At 64.4% G+C, this 16758-nt stretch carries 14 protein-coding genes; 2 read left to right on the top strand and 12 right to left on the bottom strand.

Going from position 1 to position 16758, the window contains the following annotated elements; all coding sequences use genetic code 11:
* Positions 1–15: 15 nt before the first annotated feature.
* The 9 genes from LB559_RS03840 to LB559_RS03880 all read right to left on the bottom strand — a co-directional run bounded on the left by LB559_RS03840 (position 16) and on the right by LB559_RS03880 (position 10261).
* Positions 16–894 (bottom strand): ABC transporter permease, encoded by an 879-nt coding sequence (locus LB559_RS03840; protein ID WP_013532454.1) that lies wholly within the window; start codon positions 892–894, stop codon positions 16–18.
* 13 nt (positions 895–907) lie between these two features.
* Entirely contained in the window at positions 908–1762 is an 855-nt protein-coding gene (locus LB559_RS03845) for an ABC transporter ATP-binding protein (RefSeq protein WP_013532455.1), read from the bottom strand.
* A 142-nt stretch (positions 1763–1904) separates the two neighbouring features.
* Positions 1905–2918 carry an ABC transporter substrate-binding protein gene (locus LB559_RS03850; protein ID WP_411970022.1) on the bottom strand — a complete coding sequence of 338 codons (1014 nt, stop codon included), beginning with the start codon at positions 2916–2918 and terminating at the stop codon, positions 1905–1907.
* A 176-nt stretch (positions 2919–3094) separates the two neighbouring features.
* A complete protein-coding gene (dapB, locus tag LB559_RS03855; protein ID WP_224673060.1) occupies positions 3095–3874 on the bottom strand; it encodes a 4-hydroxy-tetrahydrodipicolinate reductase in 780 nt (259 codons plus the stop codon).
* 8 nt (positions 3875–3882) lie between these two features.
* On the bottom strand, positions 3883–5976 hold the full coding sequence (locus tag LB559_RS03860; protein ID WP_224673061.1) for an ATP-dependent helicase: 2094 nt from the start codon (positions 5974–5976) through the stop codon (positions 3883–3885).
* Between the two features lie 97 nt (positions 5977–6073).
* A complete protein-coding gene (locus LB559_RS03865; RefSeq protein WP_013532459.1) occupies positions 6074–6247 on the bottom strand; it encodes a hypothetical protein in 174 nt (57 codons plus the stop codon).
* Positions 6248–6641: 394 nt separating this feature from the next.
* Positions 6642–7808 (bottom strand): M20 aminoacylase family protein, encoded by a 1167-nt coding sequence (locus tag LB559_RS03870; protein WP_224673062.1) that lies wholly within the window; start codon positions 7806–7808, stop codon positions 6642–6644.
* Positions 7809–7841: 33 nt separating this feature from the next.
* Positions 7842–9068: a Zn-dependent hydrolase gene (locus LB559_RS03875; protein ID WP_127366034.1), complete on the bottom strand. Its 1227-nt coding sequence runs from the start codon at positions 9066–9068 to the stop codon at positions 7842–7844.
* Entirely contained in the window at positions 9065–10261 is a 1197-nt protein-coding gene (locus tag LB559_RS03880) for a diaminopropionate ammonia-lyase (protein WP_224673063.1), read from the bottom strand. Before LB559_RS03880 ends, LB559_RS03875 begins: the two co-directional genes overlap by 4 nt.
* Positions 10262–10365: 104 nt before the next feature.
* Between LB559_RS03880 and LB559_RS03885 the strand changes: the two genes are divergently transcribed.
* Positions 10366–10845 carry an Lrp/AsnC family transcriptional regulator gene (locus tag LB559_RS03885; RefSeq protein WP_027163349.1) on the top strand — a complete coding sequence of 160 codons (480 nt, stop codon included), beginning with the start codon at positions 10366–10368 and terminating at the stop codon, positions 10843–10845.
* 81 nt (positions 10846–10926) lie between these two features.
* Positions 10927–12069 carry a flavin-containing monooxygenase gene (locus LB559_RS03890; RefSeq protein WP_224673064.1) on the top strand — a complete coding sequence of 381 codons (1143 nt, stop codon included), beginning with the start codon at positions 10927–10929 and terminating at the stop codon, positions 12067–12069.
* A gap of 26 nt (positions 12070–12095) precedes the next feature.
* On the opposite strand, the gene LB559_RS03895 is transcribed toward LB559_RS03890, so the two are convergent.
* The 3 genes from LB559_RS03895 to LB559_RS03905 form a co-directional block, all read right to left on the bottom strand.
* On the bottom strand, positions 12096–14204 hold the full coding sequence (locus LB559_RS03895) for a molybdopterin-dependent oxidoreductase (protein WP_224673065.1): 2109 nt from the start codon (positions 14202–14204) through the stop codon (positions 12096–12098).
* Positions 14205–14286: 82 nt separating this feature from the next.
* On the bottom strand, positions 14287–16164 hold the full coding sequence (locus LB559_RS03900; RefSeq protein WP_027162727.1) for an ABC-F family ATP-binding cassette domain-containing protein: 1878 nt from the start codon (positions 16162–16164) through the stop codon (positions 14287–14289).
* Positions 16165–16288: 124 nt separating this feature from the next.
* Positions 16289–16738: a MucR family transcriptional regulator gene (locus LB559_RS03905; protein ID WP_013532467.1), complete on the bottom strand. Its 450-nt coding sequence runs from the start codon at positions 16736–16738 to the stop codon at positions 16289–16291.
* Positions 16739–16758 lie beyond the last annotated feature (20 nt).

Genomic DNA, 16758 nt, shown 5'->3' on the forward strand with positions numbered 1-16758 from the left:
CCCTGGTCTGACCGATCACGTTCCCTGCTCGTTGAACGGCGCCGGCCGCCACTTCACGACATAGTTCTCGAAGCGGGTGATGATGAACTCCACCACCAGCGCCATGACAGCCAGGATGATCATCGCGGCGAACACGCCATTGGCGTTGAAGGCGCCCTGCGCGGTCGAGATCAGCAGGCCCATGCCTTGCTTGGCGCCGAGGAACTCGCCGACCACCGCGCCGACCAGCGCGAAGCCGAAGCTGACATGCAGGCTGGCGAGGATCCAGCTCATCGCCGAAGGAATGATGACGGTGCGGGTGATCTGGAACGGCGAGGCGCCAAGGATCTGGGCATTGGCGATCATTGCCCTGTCGGCCTCGCGCACACCCTGGAAGGCGTTGGCGAAAACAACGAAGAACACCATCACCACGGCAAGCGCCACCTTGGACGCCATGCCGAGGCCGAGCGCGATGATGAACACCGAGCCGAGCACGACGCGCGGCACCGAATTGGCGATCTTGATGTAGATCGAAAAGACATCCGCCAACAGCCGATTGCGGCCGAGGATGATGCCGGCGGCGATGCCGCCAAGGGCACCGATGACAAAGCCGAGGAAGGTTTCCTCCAGCGTCACGTAGATCTGCAGCCAGAGTGGGCCTTGCGAGGTGCCTTCGGTGATCCACGACCAGATCTGCTGCCAGATGCCAGAAGGGCTGGCGAAGAAGAACGGGTCGATGATGTTGTAGTCGGCGCCGAGTTCCCACAGGCCAAGGAAGACGACCAGGATCGCCAGGCGCAAGGAGATGACAAGCGCGTGGCGGCGGCGCAGCCTTGCCCTCGCCCGGGCTTCGGCAACGGCGATGGAAGCATCGCGGACGGCGGCCTGGTTGGCGGTCGGAGAGATTGCGGTCATGCTGTTTCTCCTTTCAATGTCCGGTCTGCAAGGTCCGGCTCTGGCCGAGCTGCACTTCCTCGCGCAGATCGTTCCAGATCACCTTGGCGATCTCGACGAAGTTCGGGTCGTAGCGGATGTCGGCCATGACGCGCGGGCGCGGCAGGTCGATGCGGTAGACGCTCTTGACCGTGCCCGGCCCAGCGGTGAGCACATAGACCTTGTCGGCCAGCGCCACCGCCTCCTCTAGGTCGTGGGTGACGAAGACAACCGAGGATTTCTGCTCCGACCACAGATCCAGCAATTCGTCCTGCATGGCGGTGCGCGTCTGCATGTCGAGCGCGCTGAACGGCTCGTCCATCAAAAGGATCTTGGGCTGGTTGATGAAGGTCTGCGCCAGCGCGACGCGCTTGCGCATGCCGCCCGAAAGCTGGTGCGGATAGTGCTTCTCGAAGCGGCCGAGGCCGACGCGGGCGATCCAGTCGCGGGCGCGGTCGTAGGCCTGCGCCTTTGGCGTGCCGCGATAAAGTGGACCGGCGGCGACATTGTCGATGACACTGCGCCAGGGAAACAGCGCATCCGCCTGGAAGACAAAGCCGATGTCCCGGCTGATATCGGTGACCGGCGTGCCCATGACGCGGACATTGCCGGTCGTCGGCCGCAACAGGCCGGTGACCAGGTTGAGCGTCGTCGACTTGCCGCAGCCGGTCGGCCCGACGACGCAGGCGAACTCGCCGCGCGCCACGGTCATCGTGAAATCGCGGATCGCCGTCATCATGTGCCCGTCGGGCGTGACGAAACGCAAGGTCACATCATCGATGGCGATCGCGGCGTCGGCTTGTGGCGCGGCCTGAGACAGCTTCTCGGCCGCCATGGGTTGCACTTGCATGGCGCACTCCTGTCGCAATGGGGCAAGGGAGCCCGCGGCAGTGCCACGGATCTCCAGGTGTTCGGGCGGCCGCGCCGCTGCCTTCTTGATTCAAGCAGCCGGCGCAAGCCCTTGTTATTCAACGAGTGGTAGGCTGGCGCCGCTATTTAGCGGCGTCGACGAATTCGGTCGTGTAGGTCTTCGACAGGTCGATCTGCTTGCCTTGCAGGCTCTTCGAGAATGTCGAGAGAACCTTGAGCACGGTCGGCGGACCATCGGCCGGCATGCGGCCATCCGGCGTGAACATCGCCTTGCCGCCGGCCAGCCCCTGCACGTAAAGGTCCCGGTTGCCGGCATAATAATCCTTCGGCATCTTGTCGGCGATCTCTTCGGCCGAATGCGTGGCGATGAATTTCATCGTCTTGACGAAGGCATTGGCGAGCTTCTGTGCCTCATCCTTGTGGCCTTCCAGCCAGGAGGACTGGACATAGAAGGACGCCGCCGGATAGTCGCCGCCCAGCGCTTCCTTGGTCTTTTCGGGCGTGCGCATGTCGACCAGGATGCTTGCCTCGCCGGTCTTGAGCAGTTTGGCGATGGTCGGCTCGGTGGTCATGCCGGCCTGGATCTGGTCCTGCTTGACGGCGGCGATGAAGGTGTTGCCGGCGCCGACCGGCAGCAGCGTGTAGTCGCCGGGCTTCAGGCCGCTGCGCACGGCAAGATACTGGGTCAGGAAATCGGTCGAGGAGCCGAGACCGGTGACGCCGAGCGTGGCGCCCTTGAAATCGGCGGGCGACTTGATCTCCGGGTGCTTGGCGGAGACCAGCTCGACCTCACCAGGCGCTTGGCTGAACTGGACGATCGACTGGATGTATTTGCCCTTCGACTGCAGGTCGACGGTGTGATCGTAGAAGCCGACAACGCCTTGGACGGCACCGGCCAGCAGTTCATTTTCGGCCTCGACCCCGGCGCGCGAGTTGAGCAGTTCGACATCGAGCCCCTGGTCCTTGAAATAGCCGAGCTGCTGGGTGAGCACGGCAGGCAGATAGATCTGCTTTTCCATGCCGCCGACGATGACGGTGATTTTGTCGGCAGCCGAAGCCACCGTGGCGCTTGTGGCTGCAATAGCAAGGGTTAGCGCCGCTGTGTGCAGGGCGCACTTCGAGATGAAACCGGTCACGAAACTTCCTCCACTTGGGCGGCGCGCCATCCCGGCTGCGCCGCATTCCTCCTTACCGGCCGCTCCCGCACCGGTCACACGGCGAACGCCGCAATGACTTCATGGCACGCCCAAGCTTTCAGCTGGCTTTCAGTCGTTTTAACGGCCGTTGAAATGGAATCCGTTGTGGCTGCCGGTCACGGAGCGCCGAAACCGAGAACGTCGCGCATGTCGTATTCGCCGGGTTGGCGCCCCGCCACCCAGAGCGCGGCGGCAATAGCACCACGGGCGAACATGATGCGGTCGCCGGCCGCATGCGACAGGGTTACAAGTTCGCCCTCGGTGCAGAAGCTGACGCTGTGCTCTCCGACGATGCTGCCGCCACGCACCACCGCGAAGCCGATCTCGCCGGCAGGCCGCGCGCCAATGGCGCCATCGCGTGCACGCCTTGCGACCGTCTCCAGATCGATGCCGCGTCCGCCGGCTGCGGCATGCCCCAGCATCAACGCCGTTCCCGATGGCGCATCGACCTTGTGGCGATGATGCGCCTCGACAATCTCCACGTCCCAGTCATCGGGGTCGAGTGCCCGCGCCGCCTGCTCGACCAGTCCGATCAGCATGTTGAGCCCGAGTGAAAAGCTGCCGGAGCGCACGATGGCAATTGTTTTCGCGGCGTCCGCGATCGCAGCCAATTCAGAAGCATCGAAGCCCGTAGAGCCTATGACCAGGGCCGGCCCGCCGCGCTCGGCGCAAATCCTGGCCAGGTCGGCCGATGCAGCCGGCGTGGTGAAGTCGATGACCACGTCGGCCACGGCAAGCGCCTCCTCGCGGCTGACCAGCCCATCGCCGACAGCGCCGGGCCGATGGAACCGCGCAGCGAGCGCCAGCCGCGGATCGACCCGCACGGCGTCCGTCATCTGGCGGCCCATGCGGCCGAGCGCGCCGGCGATGGCGATCCTGATCGGCGGCTGCGGCATGGCCTCGGCTATTTCCACATGCCGCGCATACGGGCGCCAATGTCGACGCGCACCTCCGGCCGGGCCGCCCTGCCCTGTGCTGCCTGTGCGCTCGGCCACGACACCTGCTGGAATGCGGCAAGGATCGAGGCCGGGATGAAACGGGTGCGCGAGGCATAGAGATGGCGGTCGCCGCGCGCCGCCTGGCCATGTGGAAAGAAACGCTGCGGCATGACCAGGTTGAGATTGTCCTTGGCCCGTGTCATCGCGACATAGAGCAGCCGGCGCTCCTCCTCGATGTCCTCCTTGGTGCCGACGCCGAGATCGGCCGGGATGCAGCCATCGACGGTGTTGAGCACGAAGACATTTTTCCACTCCTGGCCCTTGGCCGAGTGGATGGTCGACAGGATCAGATAATCCTCGTCGCGATGCGGCGGCCCAGCCTGGTCGCTGGTGGCGTCCGGCGGATCGAGCGTCAGTTCGGTCAGGAAGCGCTCGCGCGAGGCATAGCCCGAGCCGATCTGCTCAAGTTGCAACAGGTCGGCCCGGCGCGTCGTCGCGTCCTCGTGGATGCGTTCCAGATGCGGCTCGTACCACAGCCTGATCTGTTCGAGGTCGGCCGGCCATCTGGCGCCGGCGCGCAGGCCGGAATAGAGCGAGACGAAGCCAGGCCAGTCATCGGCAGCGCGTTGCGGCGGACGCCAGCCGGCCAGCCCCATGGCCTCGTCCAGCGCCGTCGTCATGGTCTCGACGATCTGCGCGGCGGCCGAAGGGCCGATGCCAGGCAAGAGTTGCAATACGCGAAAACCGGCGACACGGTCGCGCGGATTTTCGGCAAAGCGCAGCACCGCCAGCACATCCTTGACATGGGCGGCATCGAGAAACTTCAGGCCTCCGAATTTGACGAAGGGAATGTTGCGCCGCGTCAGTTCGATCTCCAGCGGCCCGCTGTGATGCGAGGCGCGAAACAGCACCGCCTGGGATTTCAGCGCTGTGCCCGCCTCGCGCTCGGCCAGGATGGTGTCGCAGACGAAATTGGCCTGCTCGACTTCGTCGCGCACGGTCACCAGTTTTGGCCTGTCGCTGGATTTGCGCTCCGACCACAGGTTTTTGGTGAAGCGCTCCGAGGCTTCGCCGATCACCGCATTGGCGGCAGCAAGGATGGTCTCGGTCGAGCGGTAATTGCGCTCCAGCATCACCACGTCGGCGGCTTGCGCGAACTGATTGGGGAAGTCGAGGATGTTGCGAACCTCGGCGGCGCGGAACGAATAGATCGATTGCGCATCGTCGCCCACCACCGTCAGCCCGGCGCCGTCGGGTTTCAGCGCCATGAGGATCGAAGCCTGCAGGCGATTTGTGTCCTGGTATTCGTCGACCAGCACATGGTCGAAACGCCCGCCCAGATGCGCTGCTATCTCGGGCTCCGCCGCCATCTGCGCCCAGTAGAGCAGCAAATCGTCGTAATCGAGCACGTTTTGCGCCTGCTTGGCCTCGACATAACCGGCGAACAATTCTTTCAGCTGCTCCGCCCAGCCGGCGCACCAGGGAAAGGCGGAACCCAACACCTCATTGAGCGGCGCCTGCGCGTTGACGGCGCGCGAATAGATGGCAAGGCAAGTGCCCTTGGTGGGGAAGCGCGCTTCCGTCTCCGAGAAGCCGAGCTCGTGGCGGACCAGGTTCATCAGGTCGGCGGAATCCTCGCGATCATGGATGGTGAAGGCCGGGTCGAGACCGATCTCCAGCGCATAGTCGCGCAACAGCCGCGCGCCGATGCCGTGAAAGGTGCCGGCCCAGGTCAGCGCATCGGTGATGACGGCTGCATCGCGGCCGAGCACCTCGCCGGCAATACGCTCGACGCGCCTGGCCATTTCGGATGCGGCGCGGCGCGAAAACGTCATCAGCAGGATGCGGCGCGGGTCGGCGCCCTTGACGATCAGATGAGCGACGCGATGCGCCAGCGTGTTGGTCTTGCCAGATCCGGCGCCGGCAATGACCAGCAACGGGCCGGCAATCTGACCGGCGCCGTGCTCTACGGCCTGGCGCTGGGCATCGTTCAGCCGCGCGAGATAGGCAGGCTGGACGGTCGGTTCCCGAAAGGTCGAATCAGCGGTGGCAAGGTTCATCGCCCATCAAGCATCGTTTCTGCTTTGTTCGCAACATCGATACGGGCACACCTAACCCACGCAGGACTGGGGCCGGTCTGAAGAGAAGGGATCGCGGCTAGCGTTGCGGATCGACACCCATATCGGCCGACTGCCGTCGCAAGGTCTCGCGATCAGGTTGCGACGGCGGCAACAGCAGCGGGTCGACCGTATCGGGCACGTTTTCGACCATCTTCCTGGCGATGCGATAAGTGACATAGGCGAAGGCGCCGGCGACGAGCAGACGGAACATGGTGCAACACTCCTTTGGAGCAGAACCAACCGGGGAAACCGCCTTTGGTTCCCTTGCCAATCGTCCACGCGCGCAGTCGAAGATGGAGGGCGGTTTCGCCAGCGCTCCCGATGCATTCTCGAGGCAACCGGAGGCGGAACTTGGCCTTTGCGAGGTTCGCGTGCTGCCGCAACCCGCTGTGGCGTCCCGGACGAACTTTTGGAGAAGAAGGCCGGCGCCGCTTGGGAGGAGTGAAGCGCCGGCCAAGCGGATAATTAGGTCCGCCGCACAGGTAAGGCTAGCTGAGTCTTTCCCCTGCGTCATCGGAACATTGTTTTTGTTAACAGCGTATCTGCCCGCGACTCTACCCATATCCGGCTCGCGATACGCATGTTTGACAATCGTGACGCCGCGATCATCTCCCGGCCGCGAGCCTTTGCCTGACCAGCGCGACATGGAAATTCGTGCCGAACAACAGCCCCTCATCGTCGAAGTCGTAGCTGGAATTGTGCAGCGGCGCCGAGCCCTCGCCATTGCCGAGGAAGGCGAAGCAGCCCGGCACATGGTCGAGGAAGCGGGCGAAATCCTCGGAGGCGGTCATCGGCTCGCGGGCGACGGCGATGTTGCCGGGTTCGAAGACGCCTCTGGCGGCGGCGAATGCGGCATCGACCAGTTCGGCATCGTTGCGCAGCGGCACGAACTCCCTGCTGTACTTGACCTCGGCGGTGACATTATAGGCGGCGGCGATGCCCTCGGCGATAATGCGCATCTGCCGCTCGATCTCGGCGCTGACCTCGGGACGGAAGCTGCGCGCATCGCCGAGGATGCGGGCAAGACCGGGCAGAGCGTTGCGGGTGCCGTCGGTGATCAGCTCGGTCACCGAAACCACGGATATGTCGGCCGGACTCAGCCGGCGCGAGACGATGGTCTGCAGATTGGTGACCAGCGCGCAGGCCGCGACCAGCGTCTCGTTGCCCGCATGCGGCCGCGCGGCATGGCCGCCGAGCCCCTTGAGCACGATCTCGAAGTTGTCCTCGGCCGACATTATGGGTCCGGCACGGGTCTCGAAATACCCGATCGGCAGGCCGGGCATATTGTGCAGGCCAAAGATCTCGTCAAAGGGAAAGCGCTGCATCAGCCCATCTTCGAGCATGGCGAGTGCGCCCCTGCCCCATTCCTCGGCCGGCTGGAAGACAAAGCGCACGATGCTGTCGAAACCGCCCTCACCGGCCAGCAGCTTTGCCGCGCCGAGCAGCATGGTGGTGTGGCCGTCATGGCCGCAGGCATGCATGATGCCGGGATTGCCGGACCGGTAAGATGCGTCCGATTGTTCTGATATGCGCAGCGCATCCATGTCGGCCCTCAGCGCAATCGCCCGGTTGCCGCTGCCGCGCTTCAGCGTGCCGACGACACCGGTTCCGCCGACGCCTTCGGTGACATCGTCCAACCCAAATTCGCGCAGTTTGGCGGCGACGAAGGCGGCGGTGCGCGTCTCCTCGAAGCCGAATTCCGGGTGTGCATGCAGATCGCGCCGCCAGAAAATCATCTCCTGCTTCAGCGCGTCGCGATCGAGTTCAGACATTCTTCTGCCCCTTCTGCTTCTGCCCCTTCTGACCTACTTTGCCAGTTGCGCGGCCACATCAAGCAGGATGTTGGCGCCGGCAACAAGCTCGGCATCATCGGTGTGTTCGCGCGGACTGTGACTGATGCCGCCAACGCTCGGCACGAAGATCATCGCCGCAGGCGCGATACACGCCAGCATCTGCGCGTCGTGGCCGGCGCCTGATGTCATGCGCCTGACCCCGAGGCCACGGCGTTTCGCGGCGGCCTCGATTTGTTCGACGATGCGCAGGTCGAAGATCACCGGTTCGAAGCGGGCCAGTTGCTCGACCGAAACCGTCACGTTCTCAGCGGCGGCAAGCTGCTCGAGATGGGCGGCAAGCGCCGCTTCCGCCGCCTGCAGGCGCTGTTCGTCGGGATCGCGCAGATCGACGGTGAAGACCGCGCGCGAAGGGATGACATTGATGGCATTCGGCTCGAAGCGGATCGTGCCGACGGTGGCGACGGTCGGCGCGTTCGAGGCTTTGGTCCGGTCGAGCAGGAAGGTGATGACCCGGGCGGCGGCGTGGCCGGCATCGTTGCGCATCGACATCGGCGTGGTGCCGGCATGGTTGGCGACGCCGTCGATGGTGATGCGCTGCCAGGAGATGCCTTGCAGATTCTCCACCGCGCCGACCGGCAAGCCTTCGCGCTCCAGCACCGGCCCTTGCTCAATATGCAGTTCGAGATAGGCGTGCGGCGTGAGGAAGCCGGGCTCCCGGTCGCCGGCATAGCCGATGCGGGCAAGCTCCTGCCCGAGCACGCTGCCGTCGGTGCCGACGGCCGCCAGCACCGTTTCGGCATCGATGCCGCCGGCGTGGACCAGCGAGCCCATCATGTCGGGTGTGTAGCGTACGCCCTCCTCATTGGTGAAAGCGGCGACCGCGACCGGGCGCGACGGCGAAAAGCCCGTCGCCTTGAGCGTCTCGATCACTTCCAGCCCGGCAAGCACCCCGTAGCAGCCGTCATAAATGCCGGCATCGATGACGGTATCGATGTGCGAGCCGATGAGCAGCGGCGCTTGCCCGGTAATTTCCGGGTTTTGCCAGATGCCGAAAATGTTGCCGACCCGGTCGATGGCGACATCGAGCCCGGCCTGCCGAAGCCAGCCGACGAAGAGGTCGCGGCCCTGCCTGTCGGTGTCTGAGGCGGCCAGCCGGGTCAGCCTGCCCTCGCCATCCCGGCCAACAGCGCCGAGTTCGCGGATGCGGCCGAGCAGGCGCTGCGCATCGATGGCGATCATGCCGTTGCCTCGGCTGTCATCACATCGGCCGGGTTCATGCCAACCAGTTCGGCGTAGCGATGCGGGTCGGTGGCGCCTTCGGTGTTGATCACCAGCACCCGCGATTTGCCGTCAAGTCCAAGATCGGCCCGGTTGTCGGCCACCGCCCGGATCAGCCCGGCAAGGCCGACACCACCGCTTTCGCCGGCGACGATCACCGGGCCACCGCCGGTCGGCCAGGCCAGCCGCCGCATCACCGCGATGGCCTCGTCCTCATCCACCGTCATGAAGGCGTCGGCGGCCCGCGCCAGCACCCGCCAGGCGACCGGCGAGGCTTCGTAACATTCAAGCATGGCCATCACCGTCGGCTGGCCGTGCGCGACCTTGACCGGGCGCCCGACCTGGGCGGCTGCGAAAACACAAGCGGCACGCGCCGGCTCGACCACGATGAAGGTCGGCCTGGCGTCACCGAGCACGGTGGCCAGATGACCGGCCAGCGCGGCGGCAATGCCGCCGACACCGGCCTGCACGAAGACGTGGGTCGGCGTCCGAGGGAGTTGGCGCAAGGCTTCGCGTACGATCGCGGTATAGCCCTGCATGACCAGGCCGGGAATGCGCTCATAGCCCGGCCACGAGGTGTCGGAGACCACGGTCCAGTCCTTGTCGGCCGAAACCTGGGCAGCTTGCCTGACCGAATAGTCATAATTGCCGTCGACGCGGATCATCTCGGCGCCATAGCGGGCGATCGCCGCGATGCGCTCCTCGCTGACGCCGGCGTGGACGAAGATCGCCGCCCGCGCGCCGACGAGTTGCGCGCCTTGCGCGACGGAGCGGCCATGGTTGCCGTCGGTCGCACAGGCAAATGTCATCGCCGCGGCGACGGCCCGCACGTCAGGCCGATCGAGATCGGCCACATCGAGGAGCCGGCCAAGGCGACTGCCGGCCTCCTCCAGAACCAGGCGGAAGACGGCATAGGCGCCGCCAAGCGCCTTGAAGCTGCCGAGGCCGAGGCGAAAGCCCTCATCCTTGATATGGATGGCGCCCAGTCCGAATTCGCCGGCGAGCGCCGGCAGCGCATGCAGCGGCGTCATCCGGTGATTGTCGCGGTGGCTGAGAAAACGCTCGACCGTGTCGGCTCCGGCCACGCCAAGGGTATCGGCATCGATCGGGTCGAGCGGCCGGCGGTGCGATGCGTTGCGGTTGAGCAGGAACATTGGCCGGTCCCGTTGGGTCAGCGAGAACATATTGCAGGAGCAACGCAAAGAGCGCTGTAATATGGCCTCCCAAATGCAAGTTTGTTTCGCCAGGGGTCTCTCCATTGCCTGTATTGCCGCCCTCGCTCGACAGTTTCGATCTTGCCATCCTTGCCATCCTGCAGCGCGACAACACGACGCCGCAGCGGTTGATCGGCGAGGCGGTGAACCTGTCGGCGCCGGCGGTGCAGCGCCGCATCAAGCGCATGGAGCAGACCGGGGTTATTGCCGGCAATGTCGCTGTCGTCGAGCCGGCAGCGGTCGGCCAACCCATCACCATCTTCGTCGAGGTGGAACTCGAGAGCGAACGCGCCGAACTGATCGACGCGGCCAAGCGGCAGTTCTCGGCGACCCCCGAGGTCCAGCAATGCTATTACGTCACCGGCGAGGCCGACTTCATCCTGGTCATCACAGTGGCCGACATGGGCGCCTATGAGGCGCTGACGCGAAAACTGTTCTTCGACAGCAACAATGTCCGCAAATTCCGCACGTTCGTTGCCATGGACCGGGTCAAGGTAGGGTTGACGGTGCCTTTGCCTGTCTAAATATTTGTCGCGCGGCAGGCCTTTACTTTCCCACCATGTTTTTGACATTCTCGGGCTGTGAATTCTGCCGCGGAGGCGCGCTTGGACGACACCACCCCAGTTGCGATCATCGGTGCCGGGCCGGCGGGCCTGGCCATTGCCGCGTGCCTGCGGCAGAGCGGGCAGGATTTCGTCCTGCTGGAAAAGGAGCAGCAGGCCGCACCCGCCTGGCGACGCCACTATGAGCGCGTCCATTTGCACACGGCCAAGCGTTTTTCCTCGCTGCCCTTCGCGCCCTTTCCCAGGGACTATCCGCGTTACGTGCCGCGCGATCTCTTCGCGGCATATCTCGATGCCTACGCGCAACGTTTCGATCTGCGGCCGCGATTTGGAGAAACAGTGCGGGCGATCACCCGGCGGGGCAGAAGCTGGCTCGTGGATACGACGACCGGTCCCTTGCATGCTTCAAACGTTGTGATTGCATCTGGCAACAACGCAGAGCCGCTGATGCCCGGATTTGCCGGCGCCGATGCCTTCAAGGGCCAAAAGCTGCATAGCGCCGACTATCGCAACGCAGTGCCTTTCGCCGGCCGGCCGGTGCTGATCGTCGGCATGGGCAATACCGGCGCCGAGATCGCGCTCGATCTGGTGGAGGGCGGTGCGCGGCCGACGATTTCGGTGCGCGGCGGCGTTCATATCGTACCGCGCGAACTGCTTGGCGTGCCCATCCAGATGATTGGCATGGCGGCACGCCTGATGCCGCAGCGCATCAACGATGCCTTGTTTCCCGTCATCCTCGATCTGGCGTTGGGCAGGCTCGGGAAATATGGGCTCAGGCGGCCGCAGCAAGGAATGTTGCAGCAGATCGCGCTCTCGTCGCGCATTCCGACGATCGATATTGGCACGGTGCGCAAAATACGCGAAGGGGCGATCAAGGTCGCACCCGACATTGCCGAGATCACCAAACAGGGCGCCCGTTTTGCCGATGGCAAGCATGGCGAGTTCGATGCGATCATCTTCGCCACCGGCTTCCGGCCCGGCTACGCCAAATTGCTGGAGCCCGGCGTTCAGCCAGTGCGCAGCGGCGTCAATGCGAGGGCTTCAGAGCTTGGCCTCTATCTCATCGGCTTTCACAATCCGGTCACCGGATTGCTGCGCGAAATCTCGATCGAGGCCGAGCAGATCGCCGACGACATCAGTCTTAGGCGAAACCGAAAGAAGGTGGCCGAAGCCCTGCCGGTATAATTTGACGCGAGAGCATCTGAGTTCTCTCACCTTGCCGCGCGCAGCCAGACCTTGTTGTCGTGGAAGGCAGCACCCCCATAGGGTGCAGGCGCGTCGGCGCCGGTCAAAACGTTGATGCCCTCGCCGCGCTCATGGGCGCTGTTTGGCCAGATGCCTTCGGCGATCACCACGCCACGCTTGATGCCGTCGAACAGTTTTGCATGCAGCACGACTTCGCCGCGCTGGTTGCCAACCTCGACACGGTCGCCATCGGCCAGCCCAAGTGCCGCGGCATCGTCGGGATGTAGAAGCAGTTCCGGGCGGCCCTCCCTAGCTTTCGACACCGGTGTTTCCGAGAATGTCGAATTGAGGAAGTTGCGCGCCGGCGACGTCGTCAGCCGGAACGGGTGGGCTTCGTCGGCGACCTCGATCAGGTCGACATGGTCGGGGAATTCCGGCAGCCGCGCCACCGGGCCGAACAGGCCCATGCTTTTGGGCGGCCGGTTGGGCGCCGCCTGCCCGGTCCAGTCGGCGCGGAAGCGGAATTTTCCATCCGCATGGCCAAATCCGCTGATGAAGTGTGCTGCCTCGAAATCCGGCTGCAGGTCGACCCACTTGTCTTGCTTCAAGCTTTCGAAACTGCCCAGCCCGCGCTTGCCCAGGATGATGTCGATATGCTGCTGCTCGGTCAGGCCGAAACCCGGACGGTCGGCGACACCGAGGCGATCAGCCAATTGCTCGATGACGAAATGGTTGGTGCGCGGTCCCTCCGGCGGCTCGATCAGCTTGGGGCCAAGCGTGATGTGCTGGTTGCCGCCGCCCTTGTAGACATCGTCGTGCTCGAGGAACATCGTGGCCGGCAATACGACGTCGGCAAGCTTGGCCGTGTCGGTCATGAACTGCTCGTGCACGCAGGTAAACAGGTCGTCGCGCAGGAAGCCTTGCGTCACCAGCCGCTGCTCCGGCGCGACATTCACCGGATTGGTGTTCTGGATCAGCATCGCCGTCACCGGCGGGCCACCATAGAGCGCATCGCTGGCACCGGTCAGCACCGGGCCGATGCGCGAATGGTCGAGATAGCGGATCGAGGGATCGCGCATCTTGGTGCCTTCGAGCACATCCTGGTTGAGCTTGAAGATGCCGGAATTGGAATGGAAGGCGCCGCCGCCCTCATATTGCCAGCTGCCGGTGACAGCCGCGATGCACGAGGCGGCATGCATGTTGACGGCGCCATTGCGCTGGCGTGCAAAACCATAGCCGAGGCGGAAATAGGTCTTCTTGGTCGTGCCGACGAGGCGGGCGAAGGCCTCGATCTCGGCGACCGTCAAGCCCGTGATCCCGGCCGCCCACGCCGGAGTGCGCGTCTCGAGATGCGCTTCCAGCCCTCTCGGGTCGTCGGTGTATTTCGAGAGATAGGCGCGGTCGGCCATGCCCTCCTTGAACAGCACATGCATGACCGCGCAGGCCAGCGCGCCATCGGTGCCTGGCTTCAGCACAAGGCCGAGATCGGCCTGCTTCATCGTCGCGTTTTCGTAGACGTCGATGACGACGATCTTGGCGCCGCGCTCCTTGCGCGCCTTGATGGCGTGGGTCATGACGTTGACTTGGGTCACCACCGCATTGGTGCCCCAGATCACCACGCAATCGGATTTCGCCATCTCGCGCGGGTCCGGCCCGCGCAAGGCGCCGGCGCCCATCATCCAGCCGGTCCAGGCGAGATTGGTGCAGATCGACCCGAAAAAGCCGGAATATTTCTTGGCGTGGCGCAGCCGGTCGATGCCGTCGCGCTGCACCAGCCCCATCGTGCCGGCATAATAGTAGGGCCAGACCGTCTCCGAGCCGTAGCTCTCCTCGGCCGCAATGAACTTTTCGGCGACAAGGTCGAGCGCGGCCTCCCAACTCGCTTCCTTCCAGGCGCCGTCGCCCTTAGCGCCGGCGCGGATCAGCGGCTTCAGCAAACGGTCGGGATGGTGGACGCGGTCGGCATAACGCGCAACCTTGGCGCAGACGACGCCGGCGGTGTAGCTGTTGGACTTGGCGCCATGGACGCGGCCGATCCGATTGCCGTCGAGCAGTTCGACCTCGAGCGCACAGGTCGACGGGCAATCATGCGGACAGGCGGAATGGCCGATTCTGAGCTTGGCGTGCTGGTTCATGCGGCAAGACTAGCGGGTTTCAAAGGGCGCGTGTAGGGCCAGATGATTAGCCAATCTCCCCACTTGTGGGGAGATTGCGTAATCACTCCGCCGTGCCTTCCTCATACTCTGCCGACATGGACAGCCACTTTTCCTCGTGGCCGGCCAGCGTCTGGGCCAGTTGCGAGCGCTCCTTGGCCAGCCGGGTCGCCGTCGAGGGATCCTTTTCGTACACCGCCGGATTGGACAGTTCGTCCTCGATGCCGTCGATGCGCTTGCGGATGCGGTCCATCAGCGCTTCGGTGGCGCGGATTTCCTTGGCCAGCGGCTCGAAGGCGGCGCGGCGTGCCGCCGCATCGCGGCGGCGGTCGGCCTTTGATGCCTTGTCGGCCTCGCGCTTGCCGCGGCGGTCGCCGGACACGCCGGTGACCAGCGTCTTGTAGTCTTCCAGATCGCCGTCATAGGGGTTGACCGCGCCGTCCTTGACCAGCCACAGCCGGTCGGCGGTTGCCTCGAGCAGATGGCGATCATGCGAGATCAGGATGACGGCGCCAGGGAATTCGTTCAACGCATGGATCAGCGATTCGCGGCTGTCGATGTCGAGATGGTTGGTCGGTTCGTCGAGGATGAACAGGTTCGGCCCCTCGAAGGCCGACAGGCCCATCAGCAGCCGCGCCTTCTCGCCGCCCGAAAGATCCTTGGCGGCGGTGTTCATTTTCTCGGTCGTGAGGCCGAACTGGGCGACGCGGCCGCGCACCTTCGATTCCGGCGCCTCCGGCATCAACCGGCGGACATGCTCGTAGGCGTTTTCGTCCGGCCGCAGATCGTCGAGCTGATGCTGGGCGAAGATCGCCACCTTCAGCCCGGGCGCCACCGTCATGGTGCCGCTCTCCTGCTTCAACCGGCCGGACAGCAGTTTGGCGAAGGTCGACTTGCCGTTGCCGTTGGCGCCGAGCAGCGCGATGCGATCGTCGGCGTCGATGCGCAGCGTCATCTTCTTAAGGATCGGCTGCCCCTCGGTGTAGCCGACATTGACGTTGTTCAGCGCCACGATCGGCGAGGCCACCGTCTTCACCGGCTCGGGGAAGGAGAACGGCCGCACCGAGTCGTTCACGAGGGCCGCGATGGGCTTCATCTTTTCCAGTGCCTTGATGCGCGACTGTGCCTGTCTCGCCTTGGAGGCCTTGGCGCGGAACCGTTCGACGAAGGATTCCATGTGCTTGCGCGCGGCTTCCTGCTTGACGCGGCCCTTCTCCTGCAATTCCTTCTGTTCGGTGTATTGACGCTCGAACTGGTCGTAGCCGCCGCGCCAGAAGGTCAGCTTCTTCTGGTCGAGGTGAACGATCGAGTTGACGGCGCGGTTGAGCAGGTCGCGGTCGTGCGAGATCAAAAGCACGGTGTGCGGATATTTCGACACGTAGTTTTCCAACCACAGCGTGCCTTCAAGATCGAGATAGTTGGTCGGCTCGTCGAGCAGCAGCAGATCGGGCTCGGCAAACAGCACCGCGGCGAGCGCCACGCGCATGCGCCAGCCGCCGGAAAAGGAGGAGGCCGGACGCCGTTGCGCAGCGTCATCGAAGCCGAGGCCGGCGAGAATGGTGGCGGCGCGGGATTCGGCTGAGTGCGCGTCGATGTCGGCCAGCCGCATATGGATGTCGGCGATGCGGTGCGGATCGGTCGCCGTCTTTTCCTCTTCGAGCAACGCCGTGCGTTCGAGATCGGCCTTGAGCACGATCTCGATCAGCGCATCCTCGGTGCCTGGCGCTTCCTGCGCCACCTGGCCGATGCGGGTGCTCTTCGGCAGGCTGATCGAGCCTGTCTCGGACGGGAAATCGCCGGTAATGGCCTTGAACAGCGTCGTCTTGCCGGTACCGTTGCGGCCGACGAGGCCGGCTTTGGTGCCGGCTGGCAAGGTCAGCGAGGCATGGTCGAGAAGCAGGCGTCCGGCCATGCGGAGCGATAGGTCGTTGATGATCAGCATGGCCGCGCTTTTGCACCGGACATCAACGCTTCGCAAGGCCTTGCGGGCCAGTTGGCCGCACAAGGCCTCGAAACGACGCCCGCGAGGGCGCCGTCAAAGCAGCCGAACAGTGGCTTGCCTGCTCTCAGGCAGTCGCCTTGCGCTTCGTTGCCTTGGCGACAGCGGCCGGCGCTGCTGCCGGCTTGCGGCCAAGTCCCGTCGACTTTGCCAGCGCCGATCGCGTCGCCGAGTAGTTCGGCGCAACCATCGGATAGTCCGGCGGCAAGCCCCATTTGGCCCGATAGTCGTCCGGGCTCAGGCCGTAGTCGGTCCGCAGGTGCCGCTTGAGCGACTTGAACTTCTTTCCGTCCTCAAGGCAGATGATGTAGTCGGGAAATACCGACTTCTTCGGATTGACTGCCGGAACCAGGTTTGGTGTTTCCGCGACAACTGCACCAGCGAGCTTGCGAACCGAAGCACTGACGCTGGCAATCAACTCAGGCAGGCCGGAAGCCGGAAGGGGATTGTTGCCTACATAGGCCGAGACAATATCGGCCGTCAGCTCGATAACGGTCTTATCATCGATATTTGACAATTCTTTCACCTTATTTGCGA

Origin of the sequence: Mesorhizobium sp. BR1-1-3, from assembly GCF_020165455.1 — a bacterium.
GTDB classification, from domain to species: domain Bacteria; phylum Pseudomonadota; class Alphaproteobacteria; order Rhizobiales; family Rhizobiaceae; genus Mesorhizobium; species Mesorhizobium ciceri.